This is a genomic window from Pelomonas sp. BJYL3 (assembly GCF_027257975.1).
In the GTDB taxonomy this organism is placed as follows: domain Bacteria; phylum Pseudomonadota; class Gammaproteobacteria; order Burkholderiales; family Burkholderiaceae_C; genus Roseateles_B; species Roseateles_B flavus.
This window is the reverse complement of the sequence record NZ_JANZKX010000003.1, coordinates 32,267-47,757: the sequence shown is the minus strand read 5'-3', so window position 1 is coordinate 47,757 and position 15,491 is coordinate 32,267. Positions and strand designations below refer to the sequence as shown.

The 15,491-nt window shown below is 68.6% G+C and carries 13 protein-coding genes; 6 read left to right on the top strand and 7 right to left on the bottom strand.

Features of this window, described 5'->3' with window-relative positions:
* Nucleotides 1–10: 10 nt before the first annotated feature.
* Nucleotides 11–1,549 (bottom strand): Ppx/GppA phosphatase family protein, encoded by a 1,539-nt coding sequence (locus O9Y01_RS09870; RefSeq protein WP_269631429.1) that lies wholly within the window; start codon nucleotides 1,547–1,549, stop codon nucleotides 11–13.
* 206 nt (nucleotides 1,550–1,755) lie between these two features.
* Here O9Y01_RS09870 and O9Y01_RS09865 point away from each other — a divergent pair, with 206 nt between their 5' ends.
* On the top strand, nucleotides 1,756–2,550 hold the full coding sequence (locus O9Y01_RS09865; protein WP_269631428.1) for a ZIP family metal transporter: 795 nt from the start codon (nucleotides 1,756–1,758) through the stop codon (nucleotides 2,548–2,550).
* Nucleotides 2,551–2,608: 58 nt separating this feature from the next.
* Here O9Y01_RS09865 and O9Y01_RS09860 read toward each other — a convergent pair whose 3' ends face one another.
* From O9Y01_RS09860 to O9Y01_RS09845, 4 genes are all read right to left on the bottom strand, one after another.
* Nucleotides 2,609–3,043, bottom strand: a complete 435-nt coding sequence (locus O9Y01_RS09860) for a universal stress protein (protein WP_269631427.1) — start codon at nucleotides 3,041–3,043, stop codon at nucleotides 2,609–2,611.
* Between the two features lie 181 nt (nucleotides 3,044–3,224).
* Nucleotides 3,225–4,079 (bottom strand): sulfurtransferase, encoded by an 855-nt coding sequence (locus O9Y01_RS09855; protein ID WP_269631426.1) that lies wholly within the window; start codon nucleotides 4,077–4,079, stop codon nucleotides 3,225–3,227.
* A complete protein-coding gene (locus O9Y01_RS09850; protein WP_269631425.1) occupies nucleotides 4,076–4,984 on the bottom strand; it encodes a DMT family transporter in 909 nt (302 codons plus the stop codon). The genes O9Y01_RS09855 and O9Y01_RS09850 overlap by 4 nt, the downstream gene beginning before the upstream one ends.
* A 166-nt stretch (nucleotides 4,985–5,150) precedes the next feature.
* A complete protein-coding gene (locus O9Y01_RS09845) occupies nucleotides 5,151–6,257 on the bottom strand; it encodes an aromatic ring-hydroxylating oxygenase subunit alpha (protein WP_269631424.1) in 1,107 nt (368 codons plus the stop codon).
* Nucleotides 6,258–6,611: 354 nt separating this feature from the next.
* On the opposite strand from O9Y01_RS09845, the gene xseB reads away from it, so the two are divergent.
* The 5 genes from xseB (at nucleotide 6,612) to O9Y01_RS09820 (ending at nucleotide 13,943) form a co-directional block, all read left to right on the top strand.
* Nucleotides 6,612–6,884 (top strand): exodeoxyribonuclease VII small subunit, encoded by a 273-nt coding sequence (xseB, locus tag O9Y01_RS09840; protein WP_269631423.1) that lies wholly within the window; start codon nucleotides 6,612–6,614, stop codon nucleotides 6,882–6,884.
* Between the two features lie 3 nt (nucleotides 6,885–6,887).
* Nucleotides 6,888–7,775: a polyprenyl synthetase family protein gene (locus O9Y01_RS09835; protein WP_269631422.1), complete on the top strand. Its 888-nt coding sequence runs from the start codon at nucleotides 6,888–6,890 to the stop codon at nucleotides 7,773–7,775.
* 23 nt (nucleotides 7,776–7,798) lie between these two features.
* Nucleotides 7,799–9,721: a 1-deoxy-D-xylulose-5-phosphate synthase gene (dxs, locus tag O9Y01_RS09830; protein ID WP_269631421.1), complete on the top strand. Its 1,923-nt coding sequence runs from the start codon at nucleotides 7,799–7,801 to the stop codon at nucleotides 9,719–9,721.
* 181 nt (nucleotides 9,722–9,902) lie between these two features.
* The gene (gene folE2 / locus O9Y01_RS09825; protein WP_269631420.1) at nucleotides 9,903–10,697 is read left to right on the top strand and encodes a GTP cyclohydrolase FolE2; all 795 of its coding nucleotides are present in this window, start codon (nucleotides 9,903–9,905) and stop codon (nucleotides 10,695–10,697) included.
* A 612-nt stretch (nucleotides 10,698–11,309) separates the two neighbouring features.
* Entirely contained in the window at nucleotides 11,310–13,943 is a 2,634-nt protein-coding gene (locus O9Y01_RS09820) for a TonB-dependent receptor plug domain-containing protein (protein ID WP_269631419.1), read from the top strand.
* A gap of 166 nt (nucleotides 13,944–14,109) precedes the next feature.
* On the opposite strand, the gene O9Y01_RS09815 is transcribed toward O9Y01_RS09820, so the two are convergent.
* Nucleotides 14,110–14,286: a hypothetical protein gene (locus O9Y01_RS09815; protein WP_269631418.1), complete on the bottom strand. Its 177-nt coding sequence runs from the start codon at nucleotides 14,284–14,286 to the stop codon at nucleotides 14,110–14,112.
* Between the two features lie 227 nt (nucleotides 14,287–14,513).
* A complete protein-coding gene (locus O9Y01_RS09810; RefSeq protein WP_269631417.1) occupies nucleotides 14,514–15,434 on the bottom strand; it encodes a LysR family transcriptional regulator in 921 nt (306 codons plus the stop codon).
* Nucleotides 15,435–15,491 lie beyond the last annotated feature (57 nt).

Genomic DNA, 15,491 nt, shown 5'->3' with positions numbered 1-15,491 from the left:
CGGCGCGGCCTCAGGTCTGGAGGCTCAGCTGCAGGCGGTCCAGCTTGCGCCAGGCCTCCAGCTCCTCGTTGAGCAGGTACAGCGCCCGCGGGTGCGAAGGCGCCCAGCCCTCGGCCATGCGCACCGTCACCCGGTCGCCCTCGCGCTGCAGGCGCATGGCCTGAGGGGCGATGGGCTGGCGGGCATGGCACATGATCAGCGCCAGGCGCAGGGCCAGCAGCTGCCACAGCAGGCTGTCGTCCTGCAGCTCCTGCTCCAGCTTGCGCAGCCCGCCGCGCTGGCCCAGGGCCAGGTCGCCCAGGCGGCGCAGCTGGTTCTGGGAGAAGCCGGGGGCATCCACATGGGCCAGCAGGTAGGCGCTGTGGCGGTGGTGGTCGTGGTGCGACACCATCATGCCGATCTCATGCAGCTTGGCCGCCCAGGCCAGCTCGCGCTGGCGCTCGCGCTCGGCCTTGGGGGCGAGCTGCTCGTGCAGCTGAAGGGTCAGGTCTTGCACGCGCTGGGCCTGCTCGGTGTCCACACCGAAGCGCAGCTGCAGGGCGGCCACGGACTGGTCCCGCATGTCACGGCCGCGGCTGAGCTCGCCCTGGCTGGCCTGCAGGCGCTCGGCGAGGTCGAAGACCACGCCCTGGCGCAGCGCACCCTTGGCCGGCTGCAGGCGCTCAATCTGGAACTGGCTCAGCAGGGTGTAGAGGATGCACAGGCCGCCGCCCACCACGGCGCGGCGGTCGTCCTTGAGGCCGGGCAGGTCCAGCGCGTCCATGTGGCCGGCGTCCAGGCAGCGCTCGATGCACCAGCGCAGGGCCTCGGGCGTGATGCTGCCGTCGGTGACGCCGCTGGCGGCCAGCAGCTGCGAGACGGCGCCCACCGTGCCCGAGGAGCCCAGGGCTTCCTGCCAGACCGGCTGGGAGCGCTCGCGGGCGAAGAGGTTCAGCGCCTCTTCCAGCTCGGCACCGGCGGCCACCTGGGCCGCGCGGAAGGCCTCGGGCGTGAAGCGGCCGTCGGGGAAGTAGCGCAGGGACAGGCTGACACTGCCGATCTGGAAGGACTCCGCCTTCAGCGGCTTGCGGCCCAGGCCCAGGATCATCTCTGTGGAACGCCCGCCGATGTCGATCACCAGGCGCGGCCGCTCGGAGGGCTGCAGCCGGGCCACGCCGGCGAAGATCAGGCGGGCCTCCTCGCGGCCCGAGATGACCTCGATGCCATGGCCCAGCGTCTTCTGCGCCATCTCCAGGAAGGCGTTGCGGTTGCGCGCCTCGCGCAGGGTCTGGGTGGCGACGGCGCGCACGCGGCCGGCCGGGAAGTCGCGCAGGTGTTCGGCAAAGCCGGCCAGGCAGTCCAGGCCGCGCTGCATGGCCTCGGCGGTGAGCATGTTGTCGCCGTCCAGGCCGGCGCCGAGCCGCACCGTCTTCTTCAGGTAGAGCTGGCGCTTGTACTGGCCGCGGTGCAGCTGGGCGATCTCCAGCCGGAAGCTGTTGGAACCCATGTCGATGGCGGCCAGGGCCTCGCCGGTCGGGGCGAGCGTGGAATCGGTGCGGAGCGCGTTCATGGCGACGGATTGTCGCGGCTGACGCGGGGTGTCATTGTGTAAGCGTGCGCGGGGTGTGGCGGCCTGCACAAAGCTTGCCGTTCCGTTCGCCGCTCTGCGCGGCGGCCCGGCTCCGGCGAGGTCATTGACAGGTCTGAGAGAATCCCGGCATGTGCAAACCCTGAAGGCGCGCCACCCGGTGCGCCTTTTGTTGTCGAGCGCCGGGCATGACGGCGCGCCTCGCCTCACGCATGACCCTGTCCTACATCCTGCTCGCCACCTTTGTCGGCGGCCTGCTCTCCGTGCTGATCGCCGCCAGCCTCACGGTGGCCCTGCTGGGGCGCCTGGTGCGGCATCTGGTCAGCCTCTCCACCGGGGTGCTGCTGGCCACGGCCCTGCTGCATGTGCTGCCCGAGGCCTTCGAGCGCCAGGCCAGCCCTCACGCCCTCTTCATGACCCTGCTGGGCGGGCTGATGTTCTTCTTCCTGCTGGAGAAGGCCGAGCTGTACCGCCACACCCACCACCACGAGGGCGACGGCCATCACCACCACCATCATTTCGATGCGGAACAGGCGGGGCGCGGCGGGCTCTCCGTGCTGGTGGGGGACAGCATCCACAACTTCTGCGACGGCCTCATCATCGCGGCCGCCTTCCTGGCGGACCAGCACCTGGGCTGGGTCACGGCGGCGGCCATCATCGCCCACGAGATCCCGCAGGAGGTGGGCGACTACATCGTGCTGCTCAACGCCGGCTTCAGTCGCGGCAAGGCCCTGCTGTTCAATGCGCTGTCCGGCCTGGCGGCGGTGGCGGGCGGCCTGCTGGGCTACTTCGTCGTGGGCCCTTGGGAGTCGCTGTTCCCCTATCTGCTGGTGCTGGCCTCCAGCAGCTTCATCTACGTGGCCGTGGCGGACCTGATCCCCCAGCTGCAGCGCCGCCTGCCCTGGCGCGAGACCGCCGCGCAGCTCTTCTGGCTGGCCGCGGGCATGGGCTTCATCGTGCTGGTGCTGGGCAGCAGCCACTGAACAAGCGCCCATGAAAAAGCCCGCCTCAGGGGCGGGCCTTGTCGAGGAGCGCGGGGTCTCAGCGCACCACGAGGACCGGGATGGTCGAGTGGGTCAGGACCTTCTGGGTCTCACTGCCCAGCAGCAGCGCCTGCACGCCGCGGCGGCCGTGCGAGGCCATCACCACGAGGTCAGCCTCCACGCGCTTGGCATGCTCGATGATGGCCTCCCACGGGTGCAGGGCCTCGATGCTGTGCGCCTCGGCGGGCACGCCGGCCTTCTCGGCGGCGGCCAGCACGGTGCGCAGGCGGGTCTGGGCGATGCGCTCCTGGGCGTCGAAGAACTCCTGCGGCGGCGTGGGCTGCATCTCGGAGACGGCGCTGTAGGGGAAGGGTTCCTTCACGCTGATCGCGAAGATCTTGGCGCCCAGTTCCTGGGCCAGGGCCAGGGCCTGTTCGAGGGCCTTGGCGGTGATGTCGGAACCGTCGGTCGGGACGATGATGCGCTTGTACATGCGAGCCTCCTTTGAGCTGATCCTGAAAGCCTTGGGTGAAGACCTCGCCGGACTTCTGGGGCGGCTGTGTCGGCCGCTGCTGAAATCCGGTGCTGATGCACAGAGTGTTGCTGTTCAGTAGGCCGCCGCGCTTGCGCTATGTCAAGACTCGGGCTCGCATCGCCGCGAGGGCGTCAGGGGCTCAGCCCTGGGCCACCGGGCGGCGCGGATCGCCCGACCATTCGCTCCACGACCCCGGGTAGAGACGCGAGCCGCGCAGGCCCGCATGTTCCATGGCCAGCAGGTTGTGGCAGGCGGTGACGCCCGAGCCGCACTGGTGCACGACCTCCGAGGCGGCGAAGGGCGGCAGCAGGGCTTCGAAGTCCGCCCGCAAAGCGTCCGCCGGCTTGAAGCGGCCGTCGGCCTGCAGGTTGTCCTTGAAGAAGCGGTTCAGCGCGCCGGGAATGTGGCCGGCCTGCTTGTCCAGGGGTTCGACCTCACCGCGGTAGCGTTCGCCGGCCCTGGCATCCAGCAGGCGCACGCGGCCCAGCTGGGCCTGCAGCGAGTCGGCCTGGATCGACGGGGCGAGCGAGGCGCTGGCCTGGAAGCTGCCGGCGCGGGTGGCGGGGACGTCGGTGCCCAGCGCGCCGCCGGCCGCCTGCCAGGCGGTGAGACCGCCGTCCAGCACGGCCACGGCCTCGTGGCCCAGCCAGCGCAGCATCCACCAGACGCGGGCGGCGTACATGCCGCCCTGCCCGTCATAGGCCACGACCTGCATGCCGGCGTCCAGCCCCAGGGCCGACAGGCGCTGCGCGAAGGCGGCCGGCTCGGGCAGCGGGTGGCGGCCGGTAAAGACCTGACCCTCCGCCGCCTTGGCGCCGCTGAGATCGCGGTCCAGGTGCAGGTAGTGGGCGCCGGGCAGGTGGCCCTGGGCATAGGCGCGCTCGCCGGCGGCGGTATCCGCCAGGTCGAAGCTGACGTCCAGCAGCAGGAGTGGGCGGGCAGCGGCCTGCAGGGCTTGCAGTTCCTGGGCGCTGATCAGGGTGGTGTGGCTCATGATTCGCTCGTGCCTTGCGGGCTGTCGGAAGGAAGGCTGCGTGTGCGCAGCAGCGTGGCCGCGAGGCCGGCGCCGATGATCAGCAGCATGCCCAGTATCGCAGCGGGCTCCAGGTGCTCCTGGAAGATCCAGACGCCGTAGAGGCAGGAAAAGACGATGCCCAGGTACTGCAGGCTGGCGTTCACCAGCGTGCGGCCCTTGCGGTAGGCGGCCGTCATCAGCAGCTGGGCCGCGGTGGCCAGCAGGCCCACGGCCAGCAGCAGCAGCAGGCCGCGGCCACTGTGGCCGTGCCACGCCTGGGGCTGGCCCCATTGCTGCGCGACATTGACCAGCGCGCCGGCCAGCGCGCCACCCAGGGAGAAGTAGAAGACGATGCGGTACTCCGGCTCACCCGCCCGCCCCAGGGCCGTGACCTGCAGATAGGCCAGGGCGGCCAGCATGCCTGCCAGCAGGCCGGCCAGGCCGTACCAGGCCTGCTCCTGGTGCATGCTGGGGCGCAGCACCAGGGCCACGCCCAGGAAGCCCGCCAGCACGCAGGCCACCAGGCGGCCGTCCACGCGGCGCCCGCCCATCAGCACGCTGCCGCCGATCAGGAACAGGGCCATCCAGACCGAGGACATGTAGTTCAGCGTCATCGCCGTCGGCAGGGGCAGCTTGCCGATGGCATAGAACCACAGGGACAGCGCCGCCACGCCGGACAGGCCCCGCCAGAAATGCATGGCCGGCACCGCGGTGCGCAGGCTCAGCCCGCGAGCCAGCACCAGGCCCGAGACCATGACCACACCGACCAGGCCGCGGTACATGACGATCTCGCCCGAGCTGTACTCGGCCGAGGCCAGCTTGACGCAGACACCCATGGTGGCGAAGAGCAGGGTGGCCAGGGCCATCATGAGGGAAGCAGGCATCGTGCGGCGGACTGTAGTGGCAAAGAAAAGGCTCTTTGCGCGTTGGGTCGTGATGCAGGGCCGGCGGCATGGCGCGAGCCCCTGGCGATCCCCACTTAGAGCGCAAGGAGCCAAGAAAAACCGCCCAGGGCACGGGGCCGATGGGCGGTTGGCGGACGCGGAGGCGTCAGAACTTCATCTCGCGGCGGTACCACTCATGGAAGTGCTTCATGCCGTCCTCCATGGGGCTCTGGTAGGGCCCGACCTCGTTGTCGCCGCGGTCCATCAGGGCCTTGCGGCCCCAGTCCATGCGCTCGGCGATTTCGTCGTCCTCGATGCAGGTCTCCATGTAGGCGGCCTGGTTGGCTTCGACGAACTCGCGCTCGAAGGCGGCGATCTCCTCGGGGTAGTAGAACTCGACGATGTTGGTCGTCTTCTGCGGACCCTTGGGATGAAGGGTGGAGACCACCAGCACGTGCGGGTACCACTCGACCATGATGTGCGGGTACAGCGTCAGCCAGATCGCGCCCTGCTCGGGCGGCTGGCCATTGCGGAAGCCCAGCACCTGCTCGTGCCACTTCTTGTAGACGGGCGAGCCGGGCGTCTTCAGGTCCTTGTGGATGCCCACGGTCTGCACCGAGTGGTTGCTGCCGAACTCCCAGGCGAGGTCGTCGCAGGTGACGAACTGGCCGAGGCCGGGGTGGAAGGGGCCGACGTGGTAGTCCTCGAGGTAGACCTCGATGAAGGTCTTCCAGTTGTAGTCGCACTCGTGCACCTGGACCTTGTCCAGCACATAGCCGCTGAAGTCCAGGTCGCGAGCCTTGGCGATGCGGGAGAGCTCCCCGGCGATGTCGCGGCCGTTGTCCTCGAACAGCAGGCCGTTCCATTCCCGCAGCTTGTAGCGGTTCAGGTGCTGGCAGGGGTCGTGGTCGAAGTGCGGGGCGCCGATGAGGGTGCCCTTGAGGTCGTACGTCCAGCGGTGCAGCGGGCAGACGATGTTGCTCTTCGTGTTGCCACGGCCGCGCAGCATCACCGCCTGCCGGTGGCGGCAGACGTTGGAGATCAGCTCGATGCCCTCCGGCGTGCGCACGAGCGCGCGACCATCGCCCTCCTGGGGCAGGGCGTAGTAGTCGCCTACCTCGGGCACGCTCAGGGCATGGCCGAGGTAGCGGGGTCCTGGCTGGAAGATGAGCTCGAGTTCCCTGCGGAACAAGCCCTCGTCGAAGTAGGAGGAAACGGGCAGCTGGGTGGTGCTGCTGTCAAGCGCTGAGAGAGTGAGGCTCAGGTCGGACATGATCCAAGAGGGTCTCCAAGAAACCAATGTCAACCCCCCGGGCCCGTCATTGGGGCTTGCTGCCTGAGGTGCGGGACCGGGTTTGTGTCAAAAAGCCCGGCCTATCTTGCTGAGGGGCGCGGCCTGTCGATGGAGGTCGATGTGCTGCGCCGCCATGCGATGGCCGGGCTCCCGAGGTCCGCCGCCTGGTGGGGCAGCGGGCGAGGGCGGGATTGTACCCGGGGCGCGGGAGCGCTGCTTGCTGAGTTGGATCAAGAGCCAGGGCCTTTGGCTGCGGCGCTCTGGTTACATTGCTCCAGCGCGCGGCAAGCCGGGCATGTTGGTACCCCACTACAATGCGCCTTTCGCATTTCTATGAGCAAAGCCACAGCGACTCACCGTCTGGCCTCCGGCGCATCATCCGATGAGCCAGGAACCCCCCAGCAACTCAGCTACGAGCAGGCGCTCGACGAGCTGGAGCGACTCGTGTCTGCCATGGAGGCGGGGCAGCTGCCCTTGGATCAGTTACTTGACAGTTACCGTCGGGGCGCCGAGCTCCTGGCCCTGTGCCGGGATCGCCTGCAGGCCGTCGAACAGCAGGTCAAGGTGCTGGAGACGGGCGAGATGCGTCCGTGGGAGGACGAATAAGGAATGGATGCAGGCGTGTTTGATCAATGGGCCGCGCGCAGTCTGGCGCAGGTGGAACAGGCATTGGATGAGTGGACGCCGGCCGATGCCCCGGCGGGTCTGGGCGAGGCCATGCGCTATGCCGTGCTCGGGGCCGGCAAGCGGCTGAGGCCGCTGCTGGTGCTGGCGGCTGCCGAGGCGGCTGCGGCGCAAGGCGAGGCCGCGCTGCGTGCCGCCTGTGCCGTCGAGCTGATCCATGCCTACTCGCTGGTCCACGACGACATGCCCTGCATGGACAACGACGTGCTGCGCCGTGGCAAGCCCACCGTGCACGTGCAGTTCGGCGAAGCGCAGGCCATGCTGGCCGGCGATGCCATGCAGGCCCTGGCCTTTGACGTCCTGACGCCCGACGGCGGCATGGACGCCGCGCTGCAGGCGCGCCTGTGCCGCCTGCTCGCGCGAGCCTCCGGCCACGCCGGCATGGCGGGCGGCCAGGCCATCGACCTCGCCAGCATCGGCAAGGCCCTGACCGAGGACACCCTGCGCGACATGCACCGCCGCAAGACCGGCGTGCTGCTGCAGGCCAGTGTGCTGATGGGCGCCGCCTGCGGCGACGTCTCCGAGTCGGCCTGGCAGGCCCTCAGCGATTACGGCTCCGCCCTGGGCCTGGCTTTCCAGGTGGTCGACGACATCCTGGACGTCACCCAGGACTCCGCCGTGCTGGGCAAGACCGCCGGCAAGGACCAGGCCTGTGACAAGCCCACCTACGTGAGCCTGCTGGGCCTGGACGGCGCCCGCAGCTATGCCGAGCAACTGCGCACCCAGGCCCATGCGGCGCTGGCGGCCAGCGGCCTCGAGAACACGGCCTGGCTCAGCGTGCTGGCCGACAAGGTCGTGGACCGCGACAACTGAATCCAAGAAGAGCAGGGTCCCCCATGAGCTTTCCCTTGCTGCAGACCATCTCCAGCCCCGCCGACCTGCGTCGCCTGCCGCGTGCGCAGCTCAAGCAGCTGGCTGACGAGCTGCGCGCCTACGTGCTGGAGAGCGTGTCCAAGACCGGCGGCCATCTGGGCTCCAACCTGGGCACGGTCGAGCTGACGGTCGCACTGCACTACGTGTTCAACACGCCCGAGGACCGCCTGGTCTGGGACGTGGGCCACCAGACCTATCCGCACAAGGTGCTGACGGGCCGGCGCGATCGCATGTCCGGCCTGCGTCAGCTGGGCGGCATCAGCGGCTTCCCCCGCCGCGACGAAAGCGAATACGACACCTTCGGCACCGGCCATTCCTCGACCTCGATCTCCGCGGCCCATGGCATGGCCATGGCGGCCAAGATCAAGGGTGAGGACCGCAAGGCCGTGGCCATCATCGGCGACGGCGCCATGACCGCGGGCATGGCCTTCGAGGCACTGAACAACGCCGGCGTGGCCCACGGCGGCCTGATGGGCGATGTGCTCGTCATCCTGAACGACAACGACATGTCGATCAGCCCGCCCGTCGGCGCCCTCAACAAGTACCTGGCCCGCCTGATGAGCGGCAGCTTCTACGCCGCCGCCCGCGAAGGCGCCAAGAGCGTGCTCAAGAACACGCCGCTGTACGAGTTCGCCCGCCGCTTCGAGGAGCACACCAAGGGCATGGTGGTGCCCGGCACCATCTTCGAGGAGTTCGGCTTCAACTACGTCGGCCCCATCGACGGTCACGACCTCGACTCCCTGATCCCCACCCTGGAGAACCTGCGCGACCGCGGCGGCCCGCAGTTCCTGCACGTGGTCACGAAGAAGGGCGCCGGCTACAAGCTGGCGGAGGCCGACCCGGTCAAGTACCACGCCGCCTCGGGCAAGTTCGACCCGGCCGTGGGCTTCGTCAAGTCCGCCACGCCGGCCAAGCCGACCTTCACCCAGATCTTCGGCGAGTGGCTGTGCGACATGGCCGAGCAGGACCCGCGCCTGGTGGGCATCACGCCGGCCATGCGCGAGGGCTCGGGCATGGTGGACTTCCACAAGCGCTTCCCGACCCGCTACCACGACGTCGGCATCGCCGAGCAGCACTCGGTGACCTTCGCCGCGGGCCTGGCCTGCGAGGGCCTGAAGCCCGTCGTGGCCATCTACTCGACCTTCCTGCAGCGCGCCTACGACCAGCTGATCCATGACGTGGCGCTGCAGAACCTGGACGTGCTCTTCGCCCTGGACCGCGCCGGCCTGGTGGGCGCCGACGGTGCCACGCACGCCGGCAACTACGACATCGCCTTCACCCGCTGCATTCCGCTGATGAGCGTGCTGACCCCGGCCGACGAAAACGAGTGCCGCCAGGCGCTCTACACCGGCTACCAGCACGAAGGTCCGGTGACGGTGCGCTACCCGCGCGGCGCCGGCGTCGGCACGGCCATCGAGAAGGACATGAAGGCCTGGCCCTGGGGCAAGGGGGAGATCCGCAGGGAGTCCGGCAGGCCGCAAGGCCGCGCCGGCGCGCCGCGCATCGCCATCCTGGCCTTCGGCACGGTGCTGTACCCGGCCCTGCAGGCGGCCGAGCAGCTGGACGCCTCCGTGGCCAATATGCGCTTCGTGAAGCCGCTGGATGTCGAGCTGGTCCGCCAACTGGCCGAAAGCCACGACGCCCTGGTGACGGTCGAGGAGGGCTGCATCATGGGCGGCGCCGGCAGCGCCGTGATGGAGGCCCTGCAGTCCATGGGCCTGAACCTGCCGGTGCTGCAGCTGGGCCTGCCGGACCAGTTCGTCGAGCATGGCGACCCGGCCAAGCTGATGGCCATGTGCGGCCTGGATGCGGCGGGCATCGCCCAGTCCATCCTGCAGCGCTTCGGCGCGCGGCCCGAGCTGCTGCGCCCGGCCGTCAACGAGTGAGGGCGCGGGCAGGCCTGCGGGCCTGCCGCCCCATCCTGACCGGGCGAGCCGCGGGCGGCCACCGCCGGCGCCCGATGTCACGCGGCAGGCATTTTTAGAGACCTTGCCCGCACGGGTTTCCCCGGGTCGTGTCATGCTTGCGGCTTCCGGTGCTTCCCCTGGCCGGCCGTATTCCCCGCTTATGAACCAAGTCACCAGCAGTCTCCACATCCCCGACACCCAGAGCGAGCGCGACGAGCGTCATCTCGTGATCCAGCGCGTCGGCGTCAAGGATGTGCGCTACCCGCTGCAGCTGCGCCTGGACCGCGACACCCAGCCCACCGTGGGCACCTGGGCCCTGGACGTGATGCTGCCTGCCGAGAAGAAGGGCACCCACATGTCCCGCTTCGTGGCCTGGCTGGATGCGCTGAAGCAGCCGCTGGACGCCGCCGTGCTGCGCGCCCTGCACGAAGAGATGCTGGCCAAGCTGGAAGCGCGCGAGGGCCGCATCGAGGTCCGCTTCACCTTCTTCCTGCGCAAGCGCGCGCCGGTCTCGGGCATCGAGAGCCTGCTGGACTACCAGGGCGCCTTCATCACCGAGACCCGCGAGGGTCGCAGCCGCGTCTGGCTGGAGATCGCGGCGCCGGTGAAGAGCCTGTGCCCCTGCTCCAAGGAAATCTCCGACTACGGCGCTCACAACCAGCGCTCGCTGGTGACCATCCGCGTCGAGCTGCTGGACGACAGCCTGGGCCTGGCCGAGCTGGTGCGTGCCGCCGAGCTCAGCGCCTCCAGCGAGATCTGGCCCCTGCTCAAGCGGGCCGATGAAAAGTGGATCACCGAGCACGCCTACGAAAACCCCAAGTTCGTCGAGGACCTGGTGCGTGACGTGGCCCTGCGCCTCAATGCCGAGCCGCGCATCGGCGCCTACCGGGCCGAGGTGGAGAACTTCGAGTCCATCCACAACCACAGCGCCTACGCCTGCATCGAGCGCGCCTGAGCGCCTGCATCTGGCTGTCGGCAGGGGGGCAGCGCACGGCTCATGCCCGCTGCGCCTGCGGCCCGGCGCTCGACGCAGGCCCGGCCCGCCTTGCGGCATCGACGCCACAGTCCCCGCCGCCGCGCCGGTCAGGACTTGCCCCTAGCCCCGTGAATTGTTGGCAGAGTGGCCCGCGCGAGGCCGAATTTTGTTCGGCGCCAGGCCGCCCCATCCGAGGGCGCGCCCGCACCACTTCTCAGGGTCCCTCCGGAGGCGCGTGCCTTGTGCGAGGGCCGGCTCGGCCAGACGGGCACCTGGCAATGGGCGGGCGCCCCTATCTGCGTTCGCCAGTAGCGAACGCGGCGTTCGTGTCTTCGGTGTGCTAGCGAACTTCCGAGTTCCGCACCACAGGGATAGGGCGCGAGTGTGGCCTGCTGGCCTCACCATTCTTGCGCCGGAAATTAGCGAAACATTCTGTAATCAGCTCCCAAGAATGCAATCTGCCAGACAGCGGATCTTCTGAAATCCGCGCCCGGCAAGCGCCGCGCCGGCCTCACGGCTGGCGTCATAAGAGACGAGGGACTGGCCGCCACATACCTACATCAACGGTGGCCGCATGCAGGAGCACTTGAAATGAATCATTCCTTGGGTAAACGCCGGGCCCTGGCCCTGGGTACCGTGGCTGCCGCCGCCGCCTTTGCTTGCACCGCCGGCCATGCCGACGAGGCGCCGAAGCAGCTGGAGCGCGTGGTGATCGTCGGCTCCAACCTGAAGCGCATCGACGCCGAAGGCCCGTCGCCGGTGCAGGTGTACAAGCGCGCGGACATCGAGGCGACCGGCGCCACCACGCTGGTGGACGCCCTGTTCACCATGAGCTCGACGACCGGCGGCTTCGACGGCACCAACAGCAATTCCTTCGCCCCCGGCGCCGCCGCCGTGTCGCTGCGCGGCATGGGTGAGAAGAACGTGCTGGTGCTGCTGAACGGCCGCCGCCTGGCCAACTACGGCTTTGCGCAAGGCACCGATTCCACCTTCGTGGACCTGAACAGCCTGCCGCTGTCGGCCATCGATGAGATCCAGGTGCTGCGCGACGGTGCTTCCGCGATCTACGGCTCGGACGCCGTGGCCGGCGTGATCAACTTCGTGACCCGCCGCGACTTCAAGGGGCTGGAGCTGGGCGCCAAGTACTCGCAGAACACCGCGGGCGACCTGAAGACCGGCTCGGCCAACATCACCGCCGGCTTCGGCGACCTGGGCCGTGACCGCTTCAACCTGCTGGCCACGCTGGACCTCTACCAGCGCGGCGCCAAGATCGCCGGCAAGCACGAGTTCACCCGCACGAACGACCTGCGCTCCATCGGCGGCCAGGACAACCGGGCCACCGACCGGAGCCCGGGCTCCTACTACAACGTCGGCACCGGCGAGCGCCATGCCATGCCCGGCTGCGCGGCACCTTCCGTCGTCGAGGTGGACGACCGTGGTGACGAGTACTGCCGCACCGACGTCGATGGCGGCACCAAGCTCACGCCCAACCTGAAGCGCGCCACCGGCATCCTGGTCGGCACCTTCGAGCTGAGCAAGGACACGCAGCTCTTCGGCGAACTCTCGCTGAACCGCAACAAGACCGACTGGGCCGACAGCTACTCCAGCATCGAGACCTACCAGGCTGACCGCTACATCATGCCGGACTGGGGCTCCTACAAGCCCGCGCTCGGCGGTGGCGAAGCGCTGATGGTGTTCCGCTCGGTGTACGAGGCCGGCCGCTCGCAGTCCCATGCCACCTCGGACAACACCCGCGTGCTCGCCGGTGCCCGGGGCTCCTTCGGCAACTATGACTGGGAAGCTGCCGCCAGCTACAGCAACAACTCCCTGTCCCTGGGTCAGGACGGACTGCTCAAGCGCGATGCCGTCACCCAGGCCCTGAAGACCGGCAGCTACGACCCCTTCGCGCTGAAGAACCCCGAATCGGCCTGGCGCCCCCTGCTGACCTCGGTGGAGCGCACGGCTTCGTCCAAGCTGAGCACGCTGGATGCCAAGATCAGCAATCCCGAGGCCTTCAAGCTGGGCGGCCCGGTGGGCATTGCCGCGGGCGTGCAGTTCATGAGCGAGTCCATGCGTGACACGCCGGATGCGCAGATCCAGGCTCACAACATCGAGAACTATGGCGGCACCGGTTCGGATGGCAGCCGTCGCGTGAGCTCGGCCTTCGTCGAGATGAGCCTGCTGCCGATCAAGAAGCTGGAAGTGCAGCTGGCCCTGCGCAGCGACCACTACAGCGACTTCGGCAACACCGTGAACCCGAAGCTGGCCGTGGCCTTCCGTCCCACGGACAGCCTGCTGCTGCGCGGTGGCTACAACACGGCCTTCAAGGCGCCGACCCTGCCGCAGATGCACATGGCCGAGACCACGGCCTACTCCTCGGGCGTGGCTGACTGGGTGCGCTGCCGTCCGCTGGGCTACGGGCCCGACCAGTGCCACTACTACCCCAAGATGCTGCTGGTCTCGAACACGGAGCTGAAGCCGGAGAAGACCAAGATTGCCTCCTTCGGCGCCGTGTTCAACCCGACGCGCGACTTCCTGCTGAGCCTGGACTACTACCGTCTCGAGCAGCGTGACGCGATCCAGCTGCTGGACGGCCAGTACCTGCTGGACCACGAGTTCGACACCCCGGGCTTCGACAAGCTGGTGATCCGTGATCCGCGCAATCCCGCCCTGGAGGCTCGCTTCCCCGGCCTGCGCCATGGCCGCCTGAACACCATCGTCACGCCCTTCATCAACGTGGGCCGCGTGAAGACCGATGGTGCCGACATCGAGGGCCGCTACGCCTTCGAACTGGCCGGTGGCAAGTTCTCGCTGCGCAACGAACTGAACTACCAGTTCCACTTCAAGCAGTCCGACGTGCAGGACCAGGACCCGACCGAGCGCCTGGACAGCTACTACCGCCCGAAGTGGCGCAATGTGCTGAGCCTGGGCTACGAGCGCGGCGCCTGGGCCGGCAGCCTGCGTGCGAACACCAGCGCCAGCGTCCTGAACATCGACGATCCCACGCACATCCAGGACGGCCAGGAAGTGGACCGCCTGCCCAGCTACACCACGCTGGACTTCAACGTCCGCTACAAGGGCTTCAAGAACATGGTGGTCAACGCCGGCATCACCAACTTCACCGACAAGCGCCCGCGCTTCTCGACGCAGTACGGCAACTTCCTGGAGGGTGACTCCAGGGATGGCCCCAACGCCTACGTCAGCGTCCGCTATTCCTTCTATTGATCCGGCACGGGGGCGACCCCGTCCTGATTCCCACGAGGCCCGCGCAAGCGGGCCTTTTTCATTTCGCAGGCGCCAATGACAAGTGCCCGCCGCAAGCCATCTGACGGGCACCGAGGTGCTCAGCGCTGTGGCGCTGAGTGGGTGTCTTGAATCGCTGGCGCTGCTCTTACAGCGGAGGAGGGGACGTCTCGTCGGGCTCCGGCGTCAGGCGGTCCTTGCGGGGCGGGTCGAACAGCGCACCACCGTCGCCAGGCTTGTTGCTGCTGCCGTCGACGGTGACCGTGGGCAGGGTGTTGGTGCCGCCAGCGACGGCCAGCAGCTCGTCAAGAGTCAGTGCGATCATGGATCTCCCTTCTTGGATGATTCGAGTTGGTTTGGATGCCATCGCCTGGTGCAGCTGGCATGACCCAGGAGCACACCGAACTCGCAGGTGGACGGCCTCTGCGCCTGTTGCCTGCCGGCGAGCTCTGCAATGGTGAAGGGATTCTAGTCAGGTGCTAACGCTGGAAATGCGTGCCTGGTTCTCGCTGTGCGAGGAGTGAGGCAGACGCTGCGCCCGGCGGGCACCGCTCAATGCGGCGACAGGGCTTGCCGGGCTGCAGCGGCTTCCTCCTGAATGGCCTGGCACAGACTCGCCCGCAGCGCATGGCGGCTGCGCAGCAGCGGCCGGATGATGTAGATCCGATAGGGCACCGACACCTGGAGCCGCCGCAGCTGCAGGCCCTGACCGCTGAACTGCAGGGCCGTCAGCGGGTTCAGGATGGACAGCCCCAGCCCCTGGCGCACGCATTCGCAGATGGCGGCGGCGCTGTGCGTCTCCAGCTGCAGGCGGCGCGCGATGCCGGCGGCTTCGAAGAGGGCGTCGAGCTGCTGGCGGTAGGGGTCCTGGCTGGCCAGGCTGATGAAGGCCTGGCCGCGCAGGTCCTCCAGGGCCAGGCTGGCGTGCGCGAGCAGCGGGTGGCCGTCGGGCAGCACGCAGACCTCGTCGGCCTCGAACAGCAGCTCGCTGTGCGTGCCCGGCGGCGAGGTCGCCTGCTCGCTCAGGCCAAGGTCGTAGCGCTGCTCGCTGAGCCACTCCTCCAGCAGGGGCGACTCCTGCGGCGTGATGCTGATGCGCCCTTCGGGGGCCAGGTCTTGCCAGCGCTTGCAGGCGCCCGGCAGCAGGGCCTGGGTCAGGGCCGGCAGGCTCAGCAGCTCCAGCACCGTCTCGTGGCCCTGGGCCAGGGCGCGGGCCCGCTGCACGATGCGGTCCAGGCCGGCGTAGCTGCGCTGCACCTCTTCAAAAAGACTCAGGGCCGCCTGCGTGGGCTTGAGTCGGCCGCGCACGCGGTCGAACAGCGCATAGCCCAGCAGGAACTCGAGCCGGGCCAGCTCGCGGCTCAGCGTGGGCTGCGAGGTGTGAAGGGCGCGCGCCGCCTCGCTGACCCCGCCGCTGAGCATCAGGGCGCGGAAGATCTCGATGTGCCGGTGGCTGATCAGGTCGGGATTCATGCCGAAAGCATATCAAGCATGAATGTATGATGAACAAAATGCTATTTGCGGATATGG